The sequence below is a fragment of the Lysinibacillus sp. RC79 genome, from assembly GCF_041262405.1.
Taxonomy (GTDB): domain Bacteria; phylum Bacillota; class Bacilli; order Bacillales_A; family Planococcaceae; genus Lysinibacillus.
Genome location: NZ_JBGCCD010000004.1, coordinates 70987 through 89633, shown reverse-complemented (window position 1 = coordinate 89633; position 18647 = coordinate 70987). Strand labels below are relative to the sequence as shown.

20 protein-coding genes and 1 riboswitch are annotated in these 18647 nt (G+C 35.9%); of the genes, 4 read left to right on the top strand and 16 right to left on the bottom strand.

Annotation, left to right across the window (positions count from 1 at the left end; translation table 11 throughout):
• The first annotated feature begins 282 nt into the window (after window positions 1-282).
• Window positions 283-1533, top strand: coding sequence for a DUF418 domain-containing protein (locus ABH968_RS05385; protein WP_370043001.1), 1251 nt, complete (start codon window positions 283-285; stop codon window positions 1531-1533).
• 202 nt (window positions 1534-1735) lie between these two features.
• On the opposite strand, the gene ABH968_RS05380 is transcribed toward ABH968_RS05385, so the two are convergent.
• The 12 genes from ABH968_RS05380 to comGA all read right to left on the bottom strand — a co-directional run bounded on the left by ABH968_RS05380 (window position 1736) and on the right by comGA (window position 12373).
• A complete protein-coding gene (locus ABH968_RS05380) occupies window positions 1736-2662 on the bottom strand; it encodes an iron-hydroxamate ABC transporter substrate-binding protein (protein WP_370043000.1) in 927 nt (308 codons plus the stop codon).
• A 972-nt stretch (window positions 2663-3634) separates the two neighbouring features.
• On the bottom strand, window positions 3635-5098 hold the full coding sequence (gene gcvPB, locus ABH968_RS05375; RefSeq protein WP_370042999.1) for an aminomethyl-transferring glycine dehydrogenase subunit GcvPB: 1464 nt from the start codon (window positions 5096-5098) through the stop codon (window positions 3635-3637).
• Window positions 5091-6437, bottom strand: a complete 1347-nt coding sequence (gene gcvPA / locus ABH968_RS05370; protein ID WP_370042998.1) for an aminomethyl-transferring glycine dehydrogenase subunit GcvPA — start codon at window positions 6435-6437, stop codon at window positions 5091-5093. The genes gcvPB and gcvPA overlap by 8 nt, the downstream gene beginning before the upstream one ends.
• A gap of 25 nt (window positions 6438-6462) precedes the next feature.
• On the bottom strand, window positions 6463-7566 hold the full coding sequence (gcvT, locus tag ABH968_RS05365; RefSeq protein ID WP_370042997.1) for a glycine cleavage system aminomethyltransferase GcvT: 1104 nt from the start codon (window positions 7564-7566) through the stop codon (window positions 6463-6465).
• Between the two features lie 269 nt (window positions 7567-7835).
• Window positions 7836-7928, bottom strand: a riboswitch (glycine riboswitch).
• A 141-nt stretch (window positions 7929-8069) separates the two neighbouring features.
• A complete protein-coding gene (locus tag ABH968_RS05360) occupies window positions 8070-8588 on the bottom strand; it encodes a shikimate kinase (RefSeq protein ID WP_370042996.1) in 519 nt (172 codons plus the stop codon).
• Window positions 8589-8607: 19 nt separating this feature from the next.
• Window positions 8608-8808, bottom strand: coding sequence for a hypothetical protein (locus ABH968_RS05355; RefSeq protein WP_370042995.1), 201 nt, complete (start codon window positions 8806-8808; stop codon window positions 8608-8610).
• Window positions 8786-9211, bottom strand: coding sequence for a competence type IV pilus minor pilin ComGF (gene comGF / locus ABH968_RS05350; RefSeq protein ID WP_370042994.1), 426 nt, complete (start codon window positions 9209-9211; stop codon window positions 8786-8788). The genes ABH968_RS05355 and comGF overlap by 23 nt, the downstream gene beginning before the upstream one ends.
• Complete coding sequence (locus tag ABH968_RS05345) at window positions 9204-9521, bottom strand: hypothetical protein (RefSeq protein ID WP_370042993.1); 318 nt, start codon at window positions 9519-9521, stop codon at window positions 9204-9206. The genes comGF and ABH968_RS05345 overlap by 8 nt, the downstream gene beginning before the upstream one ends.
• A complete protein-coding gene (gene comGD, locus ABH968_RS05340; RefSeq protein ID WP_370042992.1) occupies window positions 9514-9954 on the bottom strand; it encodes a competence type IV pilus minor pilin ComGD in 441 nt (146 codons plus the stop codon). The genes ABH968_RS05345 and comGD overlap by 8 nt, the downstream gene beginning before the upstream one ends.
• A complete protein-coding gene (comGC, locus tag ABH968_RS05335; RefSeq protein ID WP_370042991.1) occupies window positions 9954-10292 on the bottom strand; it encodes a competence type IV pilus major pilin ComGC in 339 nt (112 codons plus the stop codon). The genes comGD and comGC overlap by 1 nt, the downstream gene beginning before the upstream one ends.
• 10 nt (window positions 10293-10302) lie before the next feature.
• Window positions 10303-11376, bottom strand: coding sequence for a competence type IV pilus assembly protein ComGB (gene comGB / locus ABH968_RS05330; protein ID WP_370042990.1), 1074 nt, complete (start codon window positions 11374-11376; stop codon window positions 10303-10305).
• Window positions 11354-12373: a competence type IV pilus ATPase ComGA gene (gene comGA, locus ABH968_RS05325; RefSeq protein ID WP_370042989.1), complete on the bottom strand. Its 1020-nt coding sequence runs from the start codon at window positions 12371-12373 to the stop codon at window positions 11354-11356. The genes comGB and comGA overlap by 23 nt, the downstream gene beginning before the upstream one ends.
• 327 nt (window positions 12374-12700) lie before the next feature.
• On the opposite strand from comGA, the gene ABH968_RS05320 reads away from it, so the two are divergent.
• Entirely contained in the window at window positions 12701-13411 is a 711-nt protein-coding gene (locus ABH968_RS05320; protein ID WP_370042988.1) for a helix-turn-helix transcriptional regulator, read from the top strand.
• A 119-nt stretch (window positions 13412-13530) separates the two neighbouring features.
• Entirely contained in the window at window positions 13531-13773 is a 243-nt protein-coding gene (locus tag ABH968_RS05315; RefSeq protein ID WP_024361272.1) for a DUF2626 family protein, read from the top strand.
• A gap of 529 nt (window positions 13774-14302) precedes the next feature.
• On the opposite strand, the gene ABH968_RS05310 is transcribed toward ABH968_RS05315, so the two are convergent.
• On the bottom strand, window positions 14303-14947 hold the full coding sequence (locus ABH968_RS05310; RefSeq protein WP_370042987.1) for an MBL fold metallo-hydrolase: 645 nt from the start codon (window positions 14945-14947) through the stop codon (window positions 14303-14305).
• 168 nt (window positions 14948-15115) lie between these two features.
• On the opposite strand from ABH968_RS05310, the gene ABH968_RS05305 reads away from it, so the two are divergent.
• The gene (locus tag ABH968_RS05305; protein ID WP_370042986.1) at window positions 15116-15295 is read left to right on the top strand and encodes a DUF2759 domain-containing protein; all 180 of its coding nucleotides are present in this window, start codon (window positions 15116-15118) and stop codon (window positions 15293-15295) included.
• 337 nt (window positions 15296-15632) lie between these two features.
• On the opposite strand, the gene ABH968_RS05300 is transcribed toward ABH968_RS05305, so the two are convergent.
• The 3 genes from ABH968_RS05300 to ABH968_RS05290 form a co-directional block, all read right to left on the bottom strand.
• Window positions 15633-17528, bottom strand: coding sequence for an LTA synthase family protein (locus tag ABH968_RS05300; protein ID WP_370042985.1), 1896 nt, complete (start codon window positions 17526-17528; stop codon window positions 15633-15635).
• 281 nt (window positions 17529-17809) lie between these two features.
• Entirely contained in the window at window positions 17810-18019 is a 210-nt protein-coding gene (locus ABH968_RS05295; RefSeq protein WP_370042984.1) for a YqgQ family protein, read from the bottom strand.
• On the bottom strand, window positions 17994-18605 hold the full coding sequence (locus ABH968_RS05290; RefSeq protein ID WP_370042983.1) for a 5-formyltetrahydrofolate cyclo-ligase: 612 nt from the start codon (window positions 18603-18605) through the stop codon (window positions 17994-17996). Before ABH968_RS05290 ends, ABH968_RS05295 begins: the two co-directional genes overlap by 26 nt.
• Window positions 18606-18647: the final 42 nt, after the last annotated feature.

Sequence of the window (18647 nt, the reverse complement as noted above, 5' to 3'; positions counted from 1 at the left end):
GGATTAATAACCATAAATGTAATTACAACTTCATTATACTATCACTTTACTTTTAATCAACAATATTTTCTATAAATTGCTAAAAAATAATAGATTATGTAGTATTTTTCACAAAGTGTACCAATTTTCGCAATACTTCGTCATATCACTATTTAAATTTCTACCGTTTATAAATTCATTGGAAATATTTAACAAACACAAATTCCTTAACTCCCCTTATAAAATCCTGATAATTATAATTTAAAGTTTCATTAACAAAGTTTTTTCAGCAGTAGGTACTCGTTGAAAGAACAAAATAACAATGAAAAGGATGATTATATGAAGCAAAAGCTTTCACCCATATCTGCAAAAGAGCGGATTGAAACACTCGATGTATTAAGGGGGTTCGCATTATTAGGAATCATATTAGCAAATATTGTTTGGTTCCTTTATCCGGCCTATATGCAGGAAGATCTAAGTTTTAAAAATGAATGGACTTCTTTTTGGAATCAAGCAGATTATACAGTTCATACTATTCTTTCAATGTTTGTCGATGGGAAATTTGTTATGCTCTTTTCCATGCTGTTCGGTTTTGGAATGGTCATTATGCAGGAAAGAGCAGCCGCAAAGCAACTAAACTTTTGGGGAATTTATTTTAGACGACTTATTGCGTTATTTATTTTTGGTTGTATCCATGCTTATTTCATTTGGTTCGGAGATATTTTAACAGACTATGCAATCTTGGGGTTATTACTCCTTTTCATGCATAAGTTAAAACCCAATGCTATGTTAATCATTAGCATAACTTTATATAGCTTACTTTTTGGATTATTTACGTTAGGAACTCTATCCTCCGATTCTACAATGATGTCAATGACAATGTCAGAGGAAAGTAGTCAGCTTATGCAATTTACGATAGATGCCCATCAAAATGGAAGTATTCAAGAATTAATGAATGCTAATTTTATGGAAAGAACTTATTATACAATGCGTAATGGATTATATGTTCTTTCTCTAGGCAACCCTATACTTTATTTATTTACAAATCTTCCGTACTTACTAATGTTCTTATTCGGAGCAGCTGTTGCGAAGAAAAAATGGATTCACCGTTTTGAAGAATATCGAAAAGGCTTTTTCATTACGTGGTTACTAACGTTGATTTTTGGTGGAACATTGTGCTGGATCTTACCTTTCCTTTTAGAAAAATTTTCAGCTGTTCAATATATTAGCTCACCACTCCTAACAATCTTTTATGCCATTAGCTTGATCTTTATTTATCACACGGTGAAAGGGAAGAAAGTTTTACAGTGGTTAGCGTTCCCTGGAAGAATGGCATTCACAAACTATATCGGCCAATCTATCATTTGTACATTTTTATTTGGACCATTTGCATTTGGCGTATACGGAAAACTCCACTTAACGTCAGCTATCATCATTGCAATTGTCATTTTTGTGTTCCAAATAATTATTAGTAAGCTATGGTTATCCAAATTCCGCTTCGGGCCATTAGAATATGTTTGGAGGTCATTCACTTATTTAGGTATCAAAAAATAATATTTGATTATTTAACATAACGGAAATTCGCTTGATTTGTAGACTACCTATTCACAAATTTTCAAATAAACATGAAAGTCGGTTCCAGATTTAACATATTGCTTCTAAAAAAGAGCAAGTATATACTTGCTCTTTTTCTGTTCACTTCTTATTAATAATAAAAAATAGACTTATTAGGAAGATATTATCTTTGCTGTATGGGTTATTGTAAGAATTTCTTTTCAAAAAAATCTAACTGGTATTCTAATGTTTTTGCATCATTAAAGTAAAATGTGTTCGCATTCACTTCATATAAATGACCATTCTTTACAGCTTTTATATCTTTAAACCATGCTGTATTTGTAAATGAAGAATCTTGGTCTTCTGGTACACTTAAAATGATATAGTCACCAGCATATTCGCCTAATACTTCTTGTGAAATTGCAAAATAGCCTGGCTCTAAGGCCACTTCCTTCACTTTTTCTGGCATTTTCAAGCCCATTTCTTGATATAAAATTTCTGTTCCACGGGCCCAGTTATCTCCAAAAACATATAATTGTTTATCAAAACTTTCTGCAACAGTAACTGTGGCATCCTCACCGATTTTTTCTTTAATTTTCTTACCTACTTCTGAAGCACGTGCTTTAAAATCCTCTGCCCATTTTGTTGCTTCTTTTTCTTTATTAACAACTTTTCCAATTTCGATAAATTGCTGTAAATAATCCACTTTACCGTATGTAAACAGTACAGTTGGTGCGATTTCAGCTAATTTGTCTCCATTTTCAATATTATTTAACCCAATAATTAAATCTGGATCAAGTTCAATAATTTTTTCAATATCCGTATTTTCAACTACTTTCGCATTTTTAAGGCCATCATGGAAGTTTGGATTATTCGCCTCCCATGCATCAACACCCACAACATTAACTCCAAGCTGCAACAAATCCCCAGCATATGAGGATAACACTACTACACGCTTTGGATGAGCTGGTACTTCGATCGGGCCTGTTTCTGATTGATAGGTAATCGTTTCCGCTGAAGAAGCTTCTTTTGTACCCTCATCATCTTTCTTCAAAATGTCTTCCTTATTGCCACACGCTGCTAGCACTAGTATGACCACCATCATCATCGGTAATAACCATTTTTTCATTGTCAAATCTCCTTTTAATAATGTTCTATGTAATGCACATTGGCTTATTGGTACGTGAGTTCCTGCCAAGAATGCATCAATATGAAAATCGATTGTAGAATACAAATGCTTCTATATTAAAAAGTATAGTTTCCGTTCCAATCGATTTAGCTTGTAAAAATACGTGACCTCACTTTCCAAGGTAATCATAAAACAACGATAATGATAATCATTATCACTAAAGTTAGTCTAGTTATTCGAAAAGGTTTTGTCAAATACTTTTTTAAGATGTTCCACTACCACCTTATATCGTCCCTAACATCTAACGTAATCAGAAGCTATCATCATTAGCATCATGTGACAACGCACGCAAGATCTACCAATAATCACCTAAAGTAAGTACATCTCTTAACTTAACTATTTTTACAATTGATGAAATAGATTCACTGAGTCAAAAAAATCTTGATAGGCAACAATTCTCTTTGTTAAAGTACTTTAGATACGACATAGTGTAAAATAAGATGAATTTATTGGTAATTCATCTAAAATTCTCGATAAATTCAAAATGTTAATCGATAACTCATAATATTAATCGATAAACTTAGGATTCTTCTCGATAAAATGAACTAAGGGGCCGTCAGTTGACAGCCCCTCTTAGCTTTCTTTTCTAAGTTTTACCCTAATGATTTTCTAGCTCTTTTTGCCATTTGGCCTTCCATGCTTGCACCTTAGCGTTAATCTCGTCGGAAGCTCGCTTCATTTTGACATTTCAATCCGTCACTTTGCTAGTTCTATCTATCACTTTAGCTCTTATTTCCGTCACTCTGCTGGTTCTATCAGATACACTGCCTCTTTTATCCATTATTCGTGAGTTCTATTCTAAGCTCTGCCTCATTGATCCAACTCTTTTTCATTTAAATGCCTATCAAAAAAGGAATAAAAAAGGAGTCCAACAAGTACTAAAATACTCATTGGACGCCTTATGGCAGTTAATTATGCTTTTTGATAGCGAAGCACAGGTGTACGAGCAGCGCGTGTTTCGTCTAAGCGAGTTACGACTGTTGTATGTGGTGCTTCTTGTACGATTGATGGATTTTCTTCTGCTTCTTTTGCAATTTGGATCATTATATCGCAGAATGCATCTAATGTTTCTTTAGATTCTGTTTCTGTTGGCTCGATCATTAACGCCTCTTCCACATTTAATGGGAAGTAAGTTGTTGGTGGATGGTAGCCAAAGTCTAACAGACGTTTTGCGATATCTAAAGTACGAACGCCAAGTTTCTTTTGACGACGACCTGATAATACAAATTCATGTTTACAATGACGGTTATATGGTAGATCGTAGAATGACTCTAAGCGACGCATCATATAGTTTGCGTTTAGTACAGCGTATTCTGTTACAGCTTTTAAGCCATCTGGACCCATTGTACGGATATAAGTGTATGCACGTACGTTAATTCCAAAGTTACCATAGTAAGGTTTAACACGTCCGATTGATTGTGGACGGTCGTAATCGAAGTGATATGTTCCTTCCTCTGTTCTTACTAAAACTGGTTTTGGAAGGAATGGAATTAAATCTGCTTTTACACCTACCGGACCTGAACCTGGGCCACCGCCACCGTGAGGACCTGTAAATGTTTTGTGTAAATTTAAGTGTACGCAGTCAAAACCCATATCACCAGGACGTGCTTTACTCATAACCGCGTTTAAGTTTGCACCGTCATAGTATACTTTACCGCCAACAGAGTGAATAAGCTCTGCCATTTCGATAATATTTTCTTCAAATAGACCAAGTGTATTTGGATTTGTTAGCATTAATGCAGCTGTATCAGAACCAACTACATTGCGCAAATCTTCAATATCTACTAAACCATTTTCATCTGATTTAACAGTGATAGTTTCAAAGCCTGCAACAGTTGCCGATGCTGGGTTAGTACCGTGAGCAGAGTCAGGAACGATAACTTTATTACGATGACCTTCACCGTTTGCTTCATGGAAGGCACGAATCATCATTAATGCTGTCCATTCACCATGAGCACCTGCCGCTGGTTGTAATGTCACTTCATCCATACCTGTAATTTCAACTAATGAAGTTTGTAGATCGTAAAGAAGCTCCATTGCGCCTTGAACTGTTGATTCATCCTGTAATGGGTGAACATTTGCAAAACCAGAAATTCGTGCAACAGCCTCGTTAATTTTAGGATTATATTTCATCGTACAAGAACCAAGAGGGTAGAAGCCAGAGTCTACACCGTGGTTTCGACGAGAAAGTGCTGTATAATGACGCATTATATCAAGCTCAGATACCTCTGGTAACTCCGCTTCTTCCGCACGTACTAAGTTTGCAGGCAGTAAATCTGCAAGATCAACCTCTGGTACATCAAGTGCTTCTAAGCTGTAGCCTACGCGACCTTCTTTGGAAATTTCAAAAATGAGTGATTGATTTTCGTTATGCATTAAGAGCCCCCATTTCTGCAACAAGTGCATCAATTTCTTCCTTCGTGCGTAATTCTGTTACTGCGATTAGCACATGATTTTTAAGAGAGTCATATGTTTGACCTAAAGGATAACCACCGATGATCCCTTTATCAATTAAGCCTTTATTAATTTCTTTCACACATTTATTTGTCTTCACAACGATCTCGTTAAAGTGTGCACCTTGGAATGCTACTGTGAAGCCTGCCGCTTCAAAGGCATTTTTAGCATAGCGAGTTTTCGCGATATTTTGCATAGCCATTTCACGAACGCCTTGCTTACCTAGAGCAGTCATTGCCACAGAAGCAGCAAGTGCAAGAAGCGCTTGATTCGAACAAATATTAGATGTTGCTTTATCACGACGGATATGCTGTTCACGCGCTTGTAATGTTAAAACATAACCACGACGACCTTCACCGTCTACTGTTTCACCAACAAGACGACCTGGAACTTTACGCATTAGCTTCGTCGTTACTGCAAAGAAACCACAGTGAGGACCACCGAATGCTTCAGAAATACCGAACACCTGTGCGTCCCCTACACAAATATCAGCACCTAGCTTACCAGGTGGTGTTAAAACCCCTAGTGAAAGTGGGTTTGAAGATACGACAAATAAACTTTTTGCTTCATGTGCAATATCGCCAATTACTTGTAAGTCCTCTATTTGACCAAAGAAGTTAGGATACTGTGTAATAACAGCTGCCGTATTGTCATCAATTAGTTCTTTTAAAGTTTCTACATCTGTCACACCATCTTTATGTGGAACAGTAACAATTTCAATGGATTGACCGTATGCATATGTAGCAACGACATCGCGATACTCAGGATGAACCGTTTCAGATACTAAAATTTTCTTACGGCGTGTATGTCCAGCTGCAAGCATACCTGCTTCAGCTAATGCTGTTCCTCCATCATACATAGAAGAGTTTGCAAGATCCATACCTGTAAGCTCTGCAATCATCGTTTGGAATTCAAAAATTGCTTGTAATTCCCCTTGTGAAATTTCTGGTTGATATGGAGTATACGCTGTGTAAAACTCTGAACGAGAAATAACGTGGTCCACGATAATTGGTTTATAGTGGTTGTATACGCCTGCACCTAAAAACGATACGTTAGCATTTGTATCTTTATTTTTCCCAGCAAGTGCCGTTAATTCTTTTAATAAAGCTGATTCAGATTTTGCTTCTTTAATATCATATAGGCCTTTAAAACGTACTTTTTCTGGAATATCCCCAAATAACTCATCAACTGAGGATACGCCAATTACGTCTAACATTTCTTGTTTATCTTGCTCCGTCATAGGTAAATAACGATGTTTCATAAATGTAGGTCCCTCTTTTCAACTATTATTTTGAACGCTTGTAAAACGGTGTTTCAACTGTTACTACCTTTAAGTGCTTTCCACGAATTTCGATTTCCAATTCAATTCCGATAGTTGTGAATTGACTGTCAATTAATGCGTGACCAACATTACGTTTAGAGGAAGGAAGCTGTGTACCTGTTGTCACTTCACCGATTTCCTTACCATCCTTAAACACTTTATAGCCATGACGAGGAATTCCTTTATCGATCATTTCAATGCCTACAATTTTACGTGACAGTCCATTTTCTTTTTGTGCCACTAATGCATCATGACCATTAAAATCCTCTTTATTTAATTTTACAGCAAAACCAATACCTGCCTCAAGAGGTGAAATTGTCGCTGATAGCTCTTGCCCGTATAATGGAAGACCTGCTTCAAAGCGAAGTGTATCACGGCAACCTAAACCCGCTGGAACAACACCTTTGTCTTTTCCAGCCTCTAAAATTTCATTCCATAATGCTTTAATATCTTCTGGAGAGCCATATAATTCAAAACCATCTTCTCCTGTGTAACCGCTACGAGATACTAATGCTTTATGACCAGCAACTTCAACGTCTGCTTGGAATCGGAAGTATTTAATCATTTTTAAATCAGTGTCTGTTAATGTTTGAAGAACCTCTTCTGCTAATGGGCCTTGAAGGGCAATTTGTGCATAAGCATCTGATTGATTGTCGATAGTCACATCATATTGATGTTGATTTTCCATCATCCAATCATAATCTTTTTCAATATTTGCCGCGTTGACGCACAATAAATAATGATTGTCGGCTAATTTATACGTTAATAAGTCATCGACAACGCCACCATCTTCATAGCACATTGCATTATATTGCGCTTGACCTACGGCAATTTTTGAAATATCATTTGTCAAAAGATTTTGTAAAAAATCTAGAGAGTCAGGTCCAGTTACTAAAACTTCCCCCATATGTGATACATCAAATAAGCCAGCACGATTACGTACAGCATCATGCTCTTCTTTAATAGAAGAGAATTGCACTGGTAATTCCCATCCACCGAAGTCGATTGTTTTACCACCATACTTTGCATATTCTTCAAATAGAGGTGTACGCTTTAATTCATTCGTCATTATTTTTGCCCCCTTATTGTTAGTTACATTTTTTACTGGTAGTAGTTCGTCTGCTTTTTATTAGTACAATCATGCTTCCCCTGTTTGTTCATTCAAATAAGGAACTAACAAGCAAAACATTTAGACATAAAAAAAGACAGACGAACCCCTTTTCGGGATTCTCTGTCCTTATACCTGAAAGTTACACCAGACTAGCTCGCATTACTACAATGCCAATCAGCCGGCTTTCCCCTTTGGTGGCTGTTATACTACAGCTCTCTCCAGAGTTGCGTCTTGTACGAGTCCTTTTACCTGAGAGATTCATAACATTTTGCTACTTGCTCCTTCGGTGACGTCTATACGTGCTCTCCCCGTACAATCATCCGCCCAAGATTCATCTTGGTACTATTTAGTATTCAATGAACATTAAGTTACTTATTTGTCTATATCCTAACATTAATTGTATTGAAAAGGCAAACATTTTTTAATTTATATTAAAACACGAACATTACATTAGTTTTAATTCATGATAGTTCGCCTTTTAGTCTTTTAACTTGGAATACTAAATACTCAAGAATTTGGCGGATCGTCCGCCCCTCTGTTAACACTTGTATATGTCCTGCCTCACGATAGAACTTTCTTCTGTAATGATACAGCTTCTCTAGCTCCTCTTTCGTTGAACTCTGTACAATCGGTCTGTTCGGATCATGCTGTATTCGTATATATATATCTTCGAATGTCGCATCTAAAAAAAACACGAGTCCACTGCGTCTCATTATTTTTCGATTTTCAGTATTAATTGCAACTCCACCACCAGTTGAAATAATACAAGCTTCGTCTCGGAATTTTTTCAAAAATTCTGTTTCTATTTCTCGAAAACGTGCTTCTCCGTATTTTTCAAATATCTGTGGAATTGTCATACCCTGCTGCCTAACAATCTCATGATCCATATCATAATATGGCATCTTTAACAAATAACTTAAACGCCTTCCTAACGCACTTTTCCCGCAGCCCATAAAGCCCACTAAATATATTTTTCGCATTCGAATCACCTTCTTATAACTACGATTCTACACTGTCTGACAAAATTTGTCCTAATAAATTTATCGTAGCTCGAACATTCAGCTTTTCAAGGCCATCATATGTTCGAAACTGAATCTCATAAGACGTACAATACGTAAGAACAAAAGTAGTTACAAAAAATAATAATGCAATTGCGATTAAAAAAATAGCCCCTCTGTCATTTTTCAATAACTGGAACATAGAAAGTTCGCTCCTTTTTGATACCACTCGAAAATTCAACAGTTAATGTTAACATATCTTTTTCATATTGGAACTGGCATTTATTAATACCAATTAGCATTGGTACATGACCACCATTCACTTGATCACGAATAATATTGCTATAACAATCAATATGATGAATGGTATCTGCTGCTTGGAAGGTAATTCTCTTTTGATCTTGTCGAATCGTAAATGATGAAATATCATGTAAATACATATTCAAATCATAAACAAAAAGCTCCCACTTTGATTGTTCATTAGATAGTACCGTTATTTTCATTTCTGCAAACCAAAGCATAATGAACACAACAAGATGCGCAATAAGCACAAAAACAACTAATTGAAACAACGCTTCTAATAATGTATAGCCTCGTTCATTCATCGACTTCACCTGTCAGTTGTATACATTTTTTACGTAATTCTCGCGTATTTTGAAAGCTTACACATATCCCTTGTCCATTCATAGACCACTGAAAATCTACATTTTCAATTGTTTTAGTACCTTCCGTTTGCTGTAAATAGCGAAAATGCTTTAAACCTTCATAGGCAGTTTCCGCTGCGATAACTTCTAATTTCTTGTTATAAAGAGTCGTTTTCATCGTGTAGCTAATTGGTATTAATGCCGTGCATAATAACATGACAATGACTACTGATAAAATCGTTTCTACAAATGAATAACCAGATTCATTCAACTCTCGATCTCCCTCGTCCTAACGTAATCACAACCTTCTTAATGCCTTGAGGCGTTTTAAAATAAATAGTCCCTGGGGTCATGACGTTTCCATTGAAGTTGTATATAATCGTGTAAATCGAACTCGAAGCAGGCATGAACTCAACCCCTTTCGGAAAAGGTCGTTCATATAATTCTGTAAAAATATCCTTTTTAATGATGTATCTCTTTGATGAGCTCTCAAACTTCATCGAGATATATTCCCTTTGGTGCATACTATAAGTTTGGATATATTGGATATCCAATTGAATTTGTGTAAAAAATCGCTCAAGCTCCCTCGTTTCCTCCGCTTTTAACGAATACTTTACGACAATCGCTGATAAAGTCATAACGATAAACAATACGATTAGCATTTCAACAAACGTATAGCCATGCTCACTTTTTATAACATCCATCAGCTACCTGAACCAGTATCGGAAGAGGTCTTCGCCAATCGTACCTCACCGTCATTAGTTATCATAATCTCTTCTTTATTAGGACAGGTCGTTTCATTCTTCTTCAAATAGCCTTTTGCTACCAAATCTTCAATTGTTGGATAAACCATAAAATCTACTCGATAAGCCTCTACCTGCCCCTGCACCATAGAAACATACGCTTTACAGCCCTTCTCATCGACGGTAGCAAAATGTTTCGTAACATTTGGAATTGTAATTAAAATTAATACCGAAATAATCAAAAGGACAATTAGCATTTCAATCAATGTAAAACCTGCTTGCTTCTTTATCCGTTTCATTATGATCCTCCTATACTAGTTCAATCATGTGATATATTGGTAATAATAAACTTACATATGCGGCAACGATGCACATAGCAATAATGATAAAGAAGGTTGGCTGCACAAATGCAAGGATCTTATGCAATAGTTGCTCTTGCCTTTCTGTCAATAATTCGCTGTATAGTACTAGCTCTTTTCCTAAATAGCCGCTTTGCTCTCCATGTTCAACAAATATCGAAAAATCCTTCTGCCAAACTGTCATCAAATTAACAGCTTGTGTCAGTGTATCACCAAAAACAACACGCTCCTTTATGCATCGTGCCAGATACTGTAGAAACGGTTGAAGTCGCTGCTCCTCTAAGATTTGTAGACTTGCCTGTAAAGAAAATCCACTTTGTAGTAGACTTCCTAAATATGCAGCAAATTGTCTCGTCAAAGACATTCGTATATAAATGCGAATCAATGGTGTGTTTAGGATAATGTTTAACTGGCGAGCAATCGGACGTCGTTTGAGATAAAAGTGAAAAATCAAAATACTACATATCCCTACTATACCTGCGACTATTAAAGCATCAGGAAAATGCAACAATACTTTTGATAAAGCGATGCTTGTCTCCTCTGTGCCGACAGTTCGACTTGTTACCATTTTTTCTATATTAGGAAAGAATATGGTGCGAAACACTAAAAACAACAGCAACAAAAATAAAATGAGTACTATTGGATATAAGAGTAGCTTCATTAATTTTTTCTTCGTCGTTTCACTTAAAGCCATTTGCTTTGCCACACCTTTTAACGTCTCAATCATATCCCCATTGTTTTCTGCAACTGTAATGGCGACTAAATGCTGCTTTGGAAGTTGCAATGCTTCAAAAATCCCTAAGACACCAACTCCTTGCCTCAGCTTTTCATTGATTAGCTTTTGTATTTCTTCATGCGCTTCAATATGATGAGGTAATAGAATTGAAATAGCCTGTGGGAATAAATAACCTTCGTGCATTAACACGCTTAATCGACTAAAAAAACGAGCTTGTTCTCTTACTCGCCATTTTGTTGCCTTCATGTAATTTAATCGAATTCTTTCAATAAACTTTCGTATTCGCATAGTTCTGACTCTCTATCAATTCTTTTTGACCTGCAAGCGTTAAATCCTGTGGTAGCTCATAGCTAGTTTTTTGCATAATTGCTTTGATGGCCATTTGAAGATGAACATCGCTTAATATTTCAAACAATGCACGGCGTTCCTCCTGGACTATTGGTGATTGGAAAAGTGTTTGAGCAACAATTCCTACCACAGTTTGACGAAGTTCTTCTATTGAAACACCTAAGTCTATAAATCGATAAAGGCAGTTTATCGAATCCTTAGCATGAATGGTCGTTACCACTAAATGACCTGTTAACGAAGCCTCGATTGCGACTTTTGCAGTCTCTTTATCACGTATTTCACCAATCATAATGACGTCAGGTGAGTGGCGTAAAATAGCCTTTATGCCTGTAGCATATGTAACGCCAGCTCGTTCGTTTACCTGAATCTGTAAAAGGTTTGCTTGATTATTTTCTACAGGATCCTCCAATGAAATGACATGCCGATTTAGCTCTGTCGAACAGTAATGAATTAGGGAATATAAGGATGTTGACTTACCAGAACCTGTTGCACCTGTGAAACATAAAAGCCCTTGTTGATGTTTCACTAGTTCCATTAACAAGTCTGCTGCATACTTGGAATAAGATAAGGAAGTAAGTGGGAATGCATGATTTTGTAGAAGCAATCGGATAATTAGGCTTTCTTTTAAAAATACCGAGGGAAGTGTAGAAACACGAAAGGCATATTGATCTTGTTCCATAGCTTTTTGGAAGGAGCCGCTTTGGGGTTTGCGACGCTCACTAATATCTAATGCCGATAAAAATTTAAAAAAAGAAATCATTCGTTCCGCAAGATCGTTTGGTAATTCACCTGCTTGGAGTAACTTATCATATTTTCGAAAATAAATACGATATCGTATACTCTCTGGAACTAATAATAAATCTGATGCACCGAAATGATAGGCTTTTAGTAAAAGTTGCTCACATTTTTGTTCAACAACTGTTTCAAAATTCTGCATATTCGCACCCCTCTTCTGGTTCATTCGAATATGACCGCTCTATTCGTTATTTCCTAGTATAGATAGAAACTTGTCACGAGAAAAGCCCTTTTCTTAAAATAAAAATTTGCTATAAAATTTCCTATCAAACATGTTTTTTGCTATAAAATTGTGGATAACTTGCAAATTTCCACTAAATTTGAACATAATCCTATGAAAAAGTTAATATTTATGACTAAAGGAACTGTATCTTTTTCAATAATGCAATATAATAGAAACAACATGATTTTTTTCCTACACTTGGTAGAAAAAATAATATTCAAAAAAAATTACATAGAGGTGAAGAAAATGATCCATCCATTAAAAATTACTAGTACATTAGCCGATGAAACTAGATACTCTATTTATGAGTACATACTACAGGAGAAGAAAACTGTAACGGTCCAAAATATCGCTGATAAATTCGGCATCCATCCAAACGTTGCACGTTTACACTTAACAAAGCTCTCAGAAATCAATATAATAACAGCTGATTTTGCCAAAACTGGGAAAGGTGGTAGACCTGGTCGTGTTTATAAGGCCTCAGATAAAGGTGTATCATTAACGTTCCCGAGACGTGATGAAGATCGACTATTAAAATGGACAATCCAATTAATTGAAGAATTTGGACCGTCTGCATTAGAAAGATGTCAGGACATTAGCTACCGAGACGGTTATCAGCAAATGAAGAATTATGTAAATGCCGAGTTACAATTAAATAATACCCTTTCCTTCGAACAGAAGCTTCAGCTATTAACTGACAATGCAGCATTAATTGGCTATATTCCGCAAGTACAACAAACAGAGCATGGTAAAAGTGTGAATTTCTCCATTTTTAATTGTCCATTCCAGGAGCAGCTTACTACACATTCAGAAATTGTTTGTTCTTTACATGAATCCTATTTAAAGGGACAGGTAGATGCGTTATATTCGAGCAATGAGTTAATACAAATCGATAGCATGATACATAATTGCGATTTATGTAAATATGAAATAAACGTGACAGAAATCGATAGCTAATTTTTAAAAATCAATTGTTTGTCACAAAGAAGAAGAAGTTCCAGTTTACAGATACCTTTCATATCATTTATAATGAGTAAGAGATTATTGTGTCGTGGGCAAAAGGAGGGGAAATCTTCATGGATAATATGTATAAAGTTATGGCATTCTGGACAGGTATTTTTGCAGTTATGTTCTACCTTGGTGGTATGAACGAAGTATCGCTATTATTCGTAGGTAATACAGGTTTATTCTTATTATTAGGCTTCTTAAACCTTTCAGAACGTATGTACATGTACATTTTCGGAGCATATTTAACTGTGTTCTTTGCTGGCTTCACGTACTATACAACATTCATTCACGTACCTGGTGGCGGTCATTAATACAGAGAAAAACGCGTGTCTCATTAAATGTGAGACATGCTTTTTTTATGTAAATTTATTCATCAGATGCAGAAATTATAGATGATCATTTATGAAAGCATAGTAAAATCCCCCTTTGCATTAAATAGGTTAGATTCTATCTATCCTACGAAATGCTAGAGGGATTTTTTCATTTTATGAAGTTAATTTAGGCTTTAATTTATTAAACACGAATCACTGTAAGTTGATTGGAGTGGAGGTTGGGCGACTCCTTGGGGATCAGCAATAGAGGAACGAAGGCTAAAAGCATCACGTCCTGTGATAACGCCTTCGTGACCAACATCGTGTTGGCCCGAGACCCTGCAGCAAAGCGAAGCGGCTCATCGGACGCCCCCAGGAAGCTTTGCTCTGTGCGAAAGCGAAGCGTCAGCAATTGTTTTATCTGTGCGAAAGCGTAGCGACAGCAACAACAAAGCGCCCAGCCGGAACGGAAATCAACCCACGCTATGGTGATGAGCCATTTTTTAACTATCGTCTCTATCAGCTAACCTTAGAAACCATTTAAAAAAGGATTTGTCTCCATTTCTGCACCAACTGTTGTATAATTCCCATGACCAGGGTAGATAATAGTATCTTCAGGTAGAGTCAATAGCTTATCATGAATGGATGCAAGTAATATTTTTGTTGAGCCTCCTAGTAAATCTGTACGACCAACACCTTGCTCAAAAAGTGTATCACCAACAATAGCGAAGCCATCATTTTCAAATATATATGATATACTACCCGGTGAATGCCCTGGCGTAAAAATAGCTTTAAAACAAAAATCGCTTATTTCAAATAGCTGTTCTACTTTAATAATATTTTCTTCAGCTGGGGCATCGACAATATAATCTGGTAATGCTGCGTATTTACTAGAGCCATTTTTTGTTGGATCTCCTAACCAGCTCACTTCTTTTTCATGAATCCATACTGGAACATTAAATGTCTCGCGGACAGCATCCACTGCGCCGATATGGTCGAAATGTGCATGTGTTAAAAAAATGGCTAGTGGTTTTAGATTGTTACTGCGGATTGCCTTGATGATTCGATCTTCTTCTTCTCCAGGATCAAATATTAAGCATTCCTTATTTTTATTCGATACGATATAACAATTCGTTTGGACAGGTCCAAGTGAATAACTTCGTACGTTCATCATTGTTATCACCTCAATTACAATTATACAACCTTTGCCACAATTTGACGATAAATGTTCATAGTTTAAGCTATATTAGTTCTCGACAAAAACAGGTAGAACGTTTACAATTAAGGAGGAATATTGTTTACGACATTCATTTTCTGATGTCGAAAGGAGTATCAATTTCTAATGAACTTATTAATGGTAATTTTTGGTCTAGTTGCAATTTTAGCAGTAGTTGGTACATTCCAAGCACTTAAAGAAAAGAACCTTTTAAGCATCGGTTTCAACTTATTAAGTGCTGTAGTATTCGGTTGGTTCGTAATTATGACTGTAATTAATAGCGGATACCCACCAAAATTACACTAAAATTCAGACAGAAAAAAGAGCGGTCTCCATTACGAGACTGCTCTTTTTCTGTCGTTTTTATATTTATACCCTTCTAAAAATGATAATATCCACTTTCCTTTAAGCTGTTTATTTGGCTTTTCGAGCGTTTAAAATTTCAATTTGATATTATACATAAAAATTTTCAATACGCCCTTATTGAAGTGTTAAAAGGAGTTTTTACACTATTTGTTCGGGTATCCATCATGAGGGGATAGCTCGTAACTTCTGCTAAAAATCGGAAAATGAAGATTGAACATCGTGCCTCACCCCCAGTAGTGCAAAAAAGAGATCTCACTAACGTGAGATCTCTTTTTTGTTACTTAGCTGTCCCTTGCTTCAAGTTACCTGTCTTTGGATCATAGAAGCGGAGTAAATCACCGTTAATGATGGCATCAGAATTTTCTAGTTCTTTCGTAGCTCGATCAGCGTATGGCTGACATGGCTCACCATCAATTTCTTCACCAGTTGCTTTGTCATAGCAAGCTTCACCAGCATATACATATTTATCTGTTACAAAACGACCGTCACGGAAAACAACGAAATCTTCATGCTCTGGTGAGAATAGGTCTGCACCAAGTTGCATATCTTTTGAAGTTTCAACGCCAAGAAGGTGTAAAATTGTTGGACGTAAATCCATTTGTCCAGCAACCTCTGTCATTTCTTTACCATCACCTGATCCAGGGATATGGATGAATAATGGTACTTCTTGTAGCAGTGCATTATCAAATGGTGTAATGCTTTCTTTTCCTAAATATTGAGCCATCGCTTTGTTATGGTTTTCTGAAATACCATAATGGTCACCATACATTACAATAATAGAGTTATCATATACACCTTGATCTTTTAAACTTTGGAAGAAGTCTTTAAGAGCTTCATCCATATAACGAACTGTTTGGAAATAACGATTTAATGTACCTGAGTTTGAAGTATATTCAGGAATCATTACATCTTCTGGGTCCAATGTGAATGGATAGTGGTTCGTTAAAGTAATTAGTCGCGAATAGAATGGCTGTGGCATATCTTTCATTAATGCTGCAGATTGCTCTACGAATGGGACATCTTTCATGCCCCAGTTAACAGCTTGCCCTTCGCCAATCTTATATGAATCTATGTCATAGAATTTGTTAATGTGTAATGATTGATACATCATGTCACGATTCCAGAATGATTTATTATTCGGGTGCATGACATTTGTAAAGTAGCCATTATCGCCAAGGCGCTCAGCCATTGAGTTATACGTATTTCCACCGTGCGTGAAGAATACCGCACCTCGACCTAAGCCGAACAATGAGTTTTCTGTAATAAACTCTGAGTCAGAAGTTTTTCCTAATCCAGTTTGGTGATAGAAGTTACTGAAATAATACGTATCTTTATCTTTTGTTAAAGAGTTTAAGAATGGTGTAATTTCATGACCATCCATTTGATTATTAATCACAAAGTTTTGTAAAGACTCCATCGAAACAAGAATCAAATTACGACCCTTGTATTTACCAAACATTTGAGGGTTGATTGCTGCTTGATTAGAACGAATATAGTTGTTCACTTCTACTAATTCACTGCCATCCGCTAATGCACGTTGAGCAGAAGATTTTGATTGAATATAAATGTCATATAAATGGTAGTTATAAGTACCAATGTTTTTCACAAGTAATTCACGGTCAAAGCTACGTGTTAACAATTGTGGACGCTCTGTTTCAGCTAATCCTAAGTTTAAGAACGACACAGCAATCGCTAATACGAAGTAAGCGCGACGGAATTCCACGTTGACTTTTACTGCATCTTTCATTTTAGGTAAATATTTATTAGCTAAAATTAGAATAAGTACATCAACGAAATATAATAAATCCCAAGGGCTAACAATCGCTGCTACTGAAGTTCCTAAATCACCAAAGTTACTTGTTTGGAATAATACCGGTAACGTAATAAAGTCGTTGTAGAAACGATAGAACGCCACATTCCCATATAAGACAATCGACAAAATAACACTGATAGTTATTATATAACGACTTTTAACTTTTGGCGATTTAAAGAATAACGATATACCATAAGCAAATAGCACGAAGCTTAATGGATTAATAAACAAAATAAATTGTTGCATCGCATTTTCGATTTTCATCTCAAAGCTTGTGTGATAAACAATGACCGTTTTTATCCAAGTTGCTACAATTGCTAGTATCATAAATGAATGTTTAGGCCACTTTATTGATTTCATCCCTAACATCCTCCCTACTTTCTTACAAAAAAATAATAATTTTTAACAATTTGTTACTGAAACAAAATATATCTTAATCCATTTTTTACAGATAATCAATAGATATATTTTGGGAAAAACTGTGCGCATTGTTCGTATATGCGCCGGATAGTAATATATACGTTTTTGTTTGTAAAAAGTTTCGTAAATCATAAAAACAGTGGAAAACCACTGTTTTTTAAGAATATTACATACATGTTACATTATCTTTACAATACCACAAATGAATTATATTTAAAACATTACTGATTATTTTCTTTCATGCGAAGCTTTGTTGTTTCTTGTCGAATTAGTAATAATGCCATTTGGTAATCTTTAATATCTAGTACATTCGCTTTATACAACTCACGAATTTCATCCTCCATTAACATCAAATCACCAATGGCATCTCGTGTGTAAATATAAGTGCCATATGTTTTTAATAATTCATAAATATCTAACATTTTGTCCATTTTCGTTCGCTCCTCGTTGTGTTACACAGTCAATACGTTTTGTCGGTGTCACAATGATATCTATTGGGCAATCGTGCGCTTCTGTAGGTACGTGTTCATATAGCTGTTCATTAAATAGCAGAGACATGAGCTTACCCTTCGTATAGTTTAATACATAGCGATCATAATAACCACCGCCATAGCCTATTCGATAGCCGAACTTATCAAAAACAACTCCTGGAACAAGGATGACATCCATTTCATTTGCGTCAACAAACTCACACTTCTCTGGAATTGGCTCACGCAAATGCATATAAACAGTTTCAAGCTGGGCAAATGATTCGATGGCATAAAATGACATTTCTCTTGTTTTTGGATTGCATTTAGGTACAGCGACTTTTTTACCAAGTTGCCACAATTCTTCTATTAATGGAATTGTGTCGACTTCTGGCATATTAGAAATGGTGATACCTATTGTAGTTGCTTCTATTATATATGGTTCCTGTAGCACTTTTTTTACTACAGCAAATGATTGATCGTGGTAAGCTACTTCGCTCATTTTGGCAAGAGCTTCTTTTACCTCGTTCCGTAAAGTTGTTTTGTCCATGCTAAGTTACCCCCTAATCAATTATGCCTCGGCATAATTGCG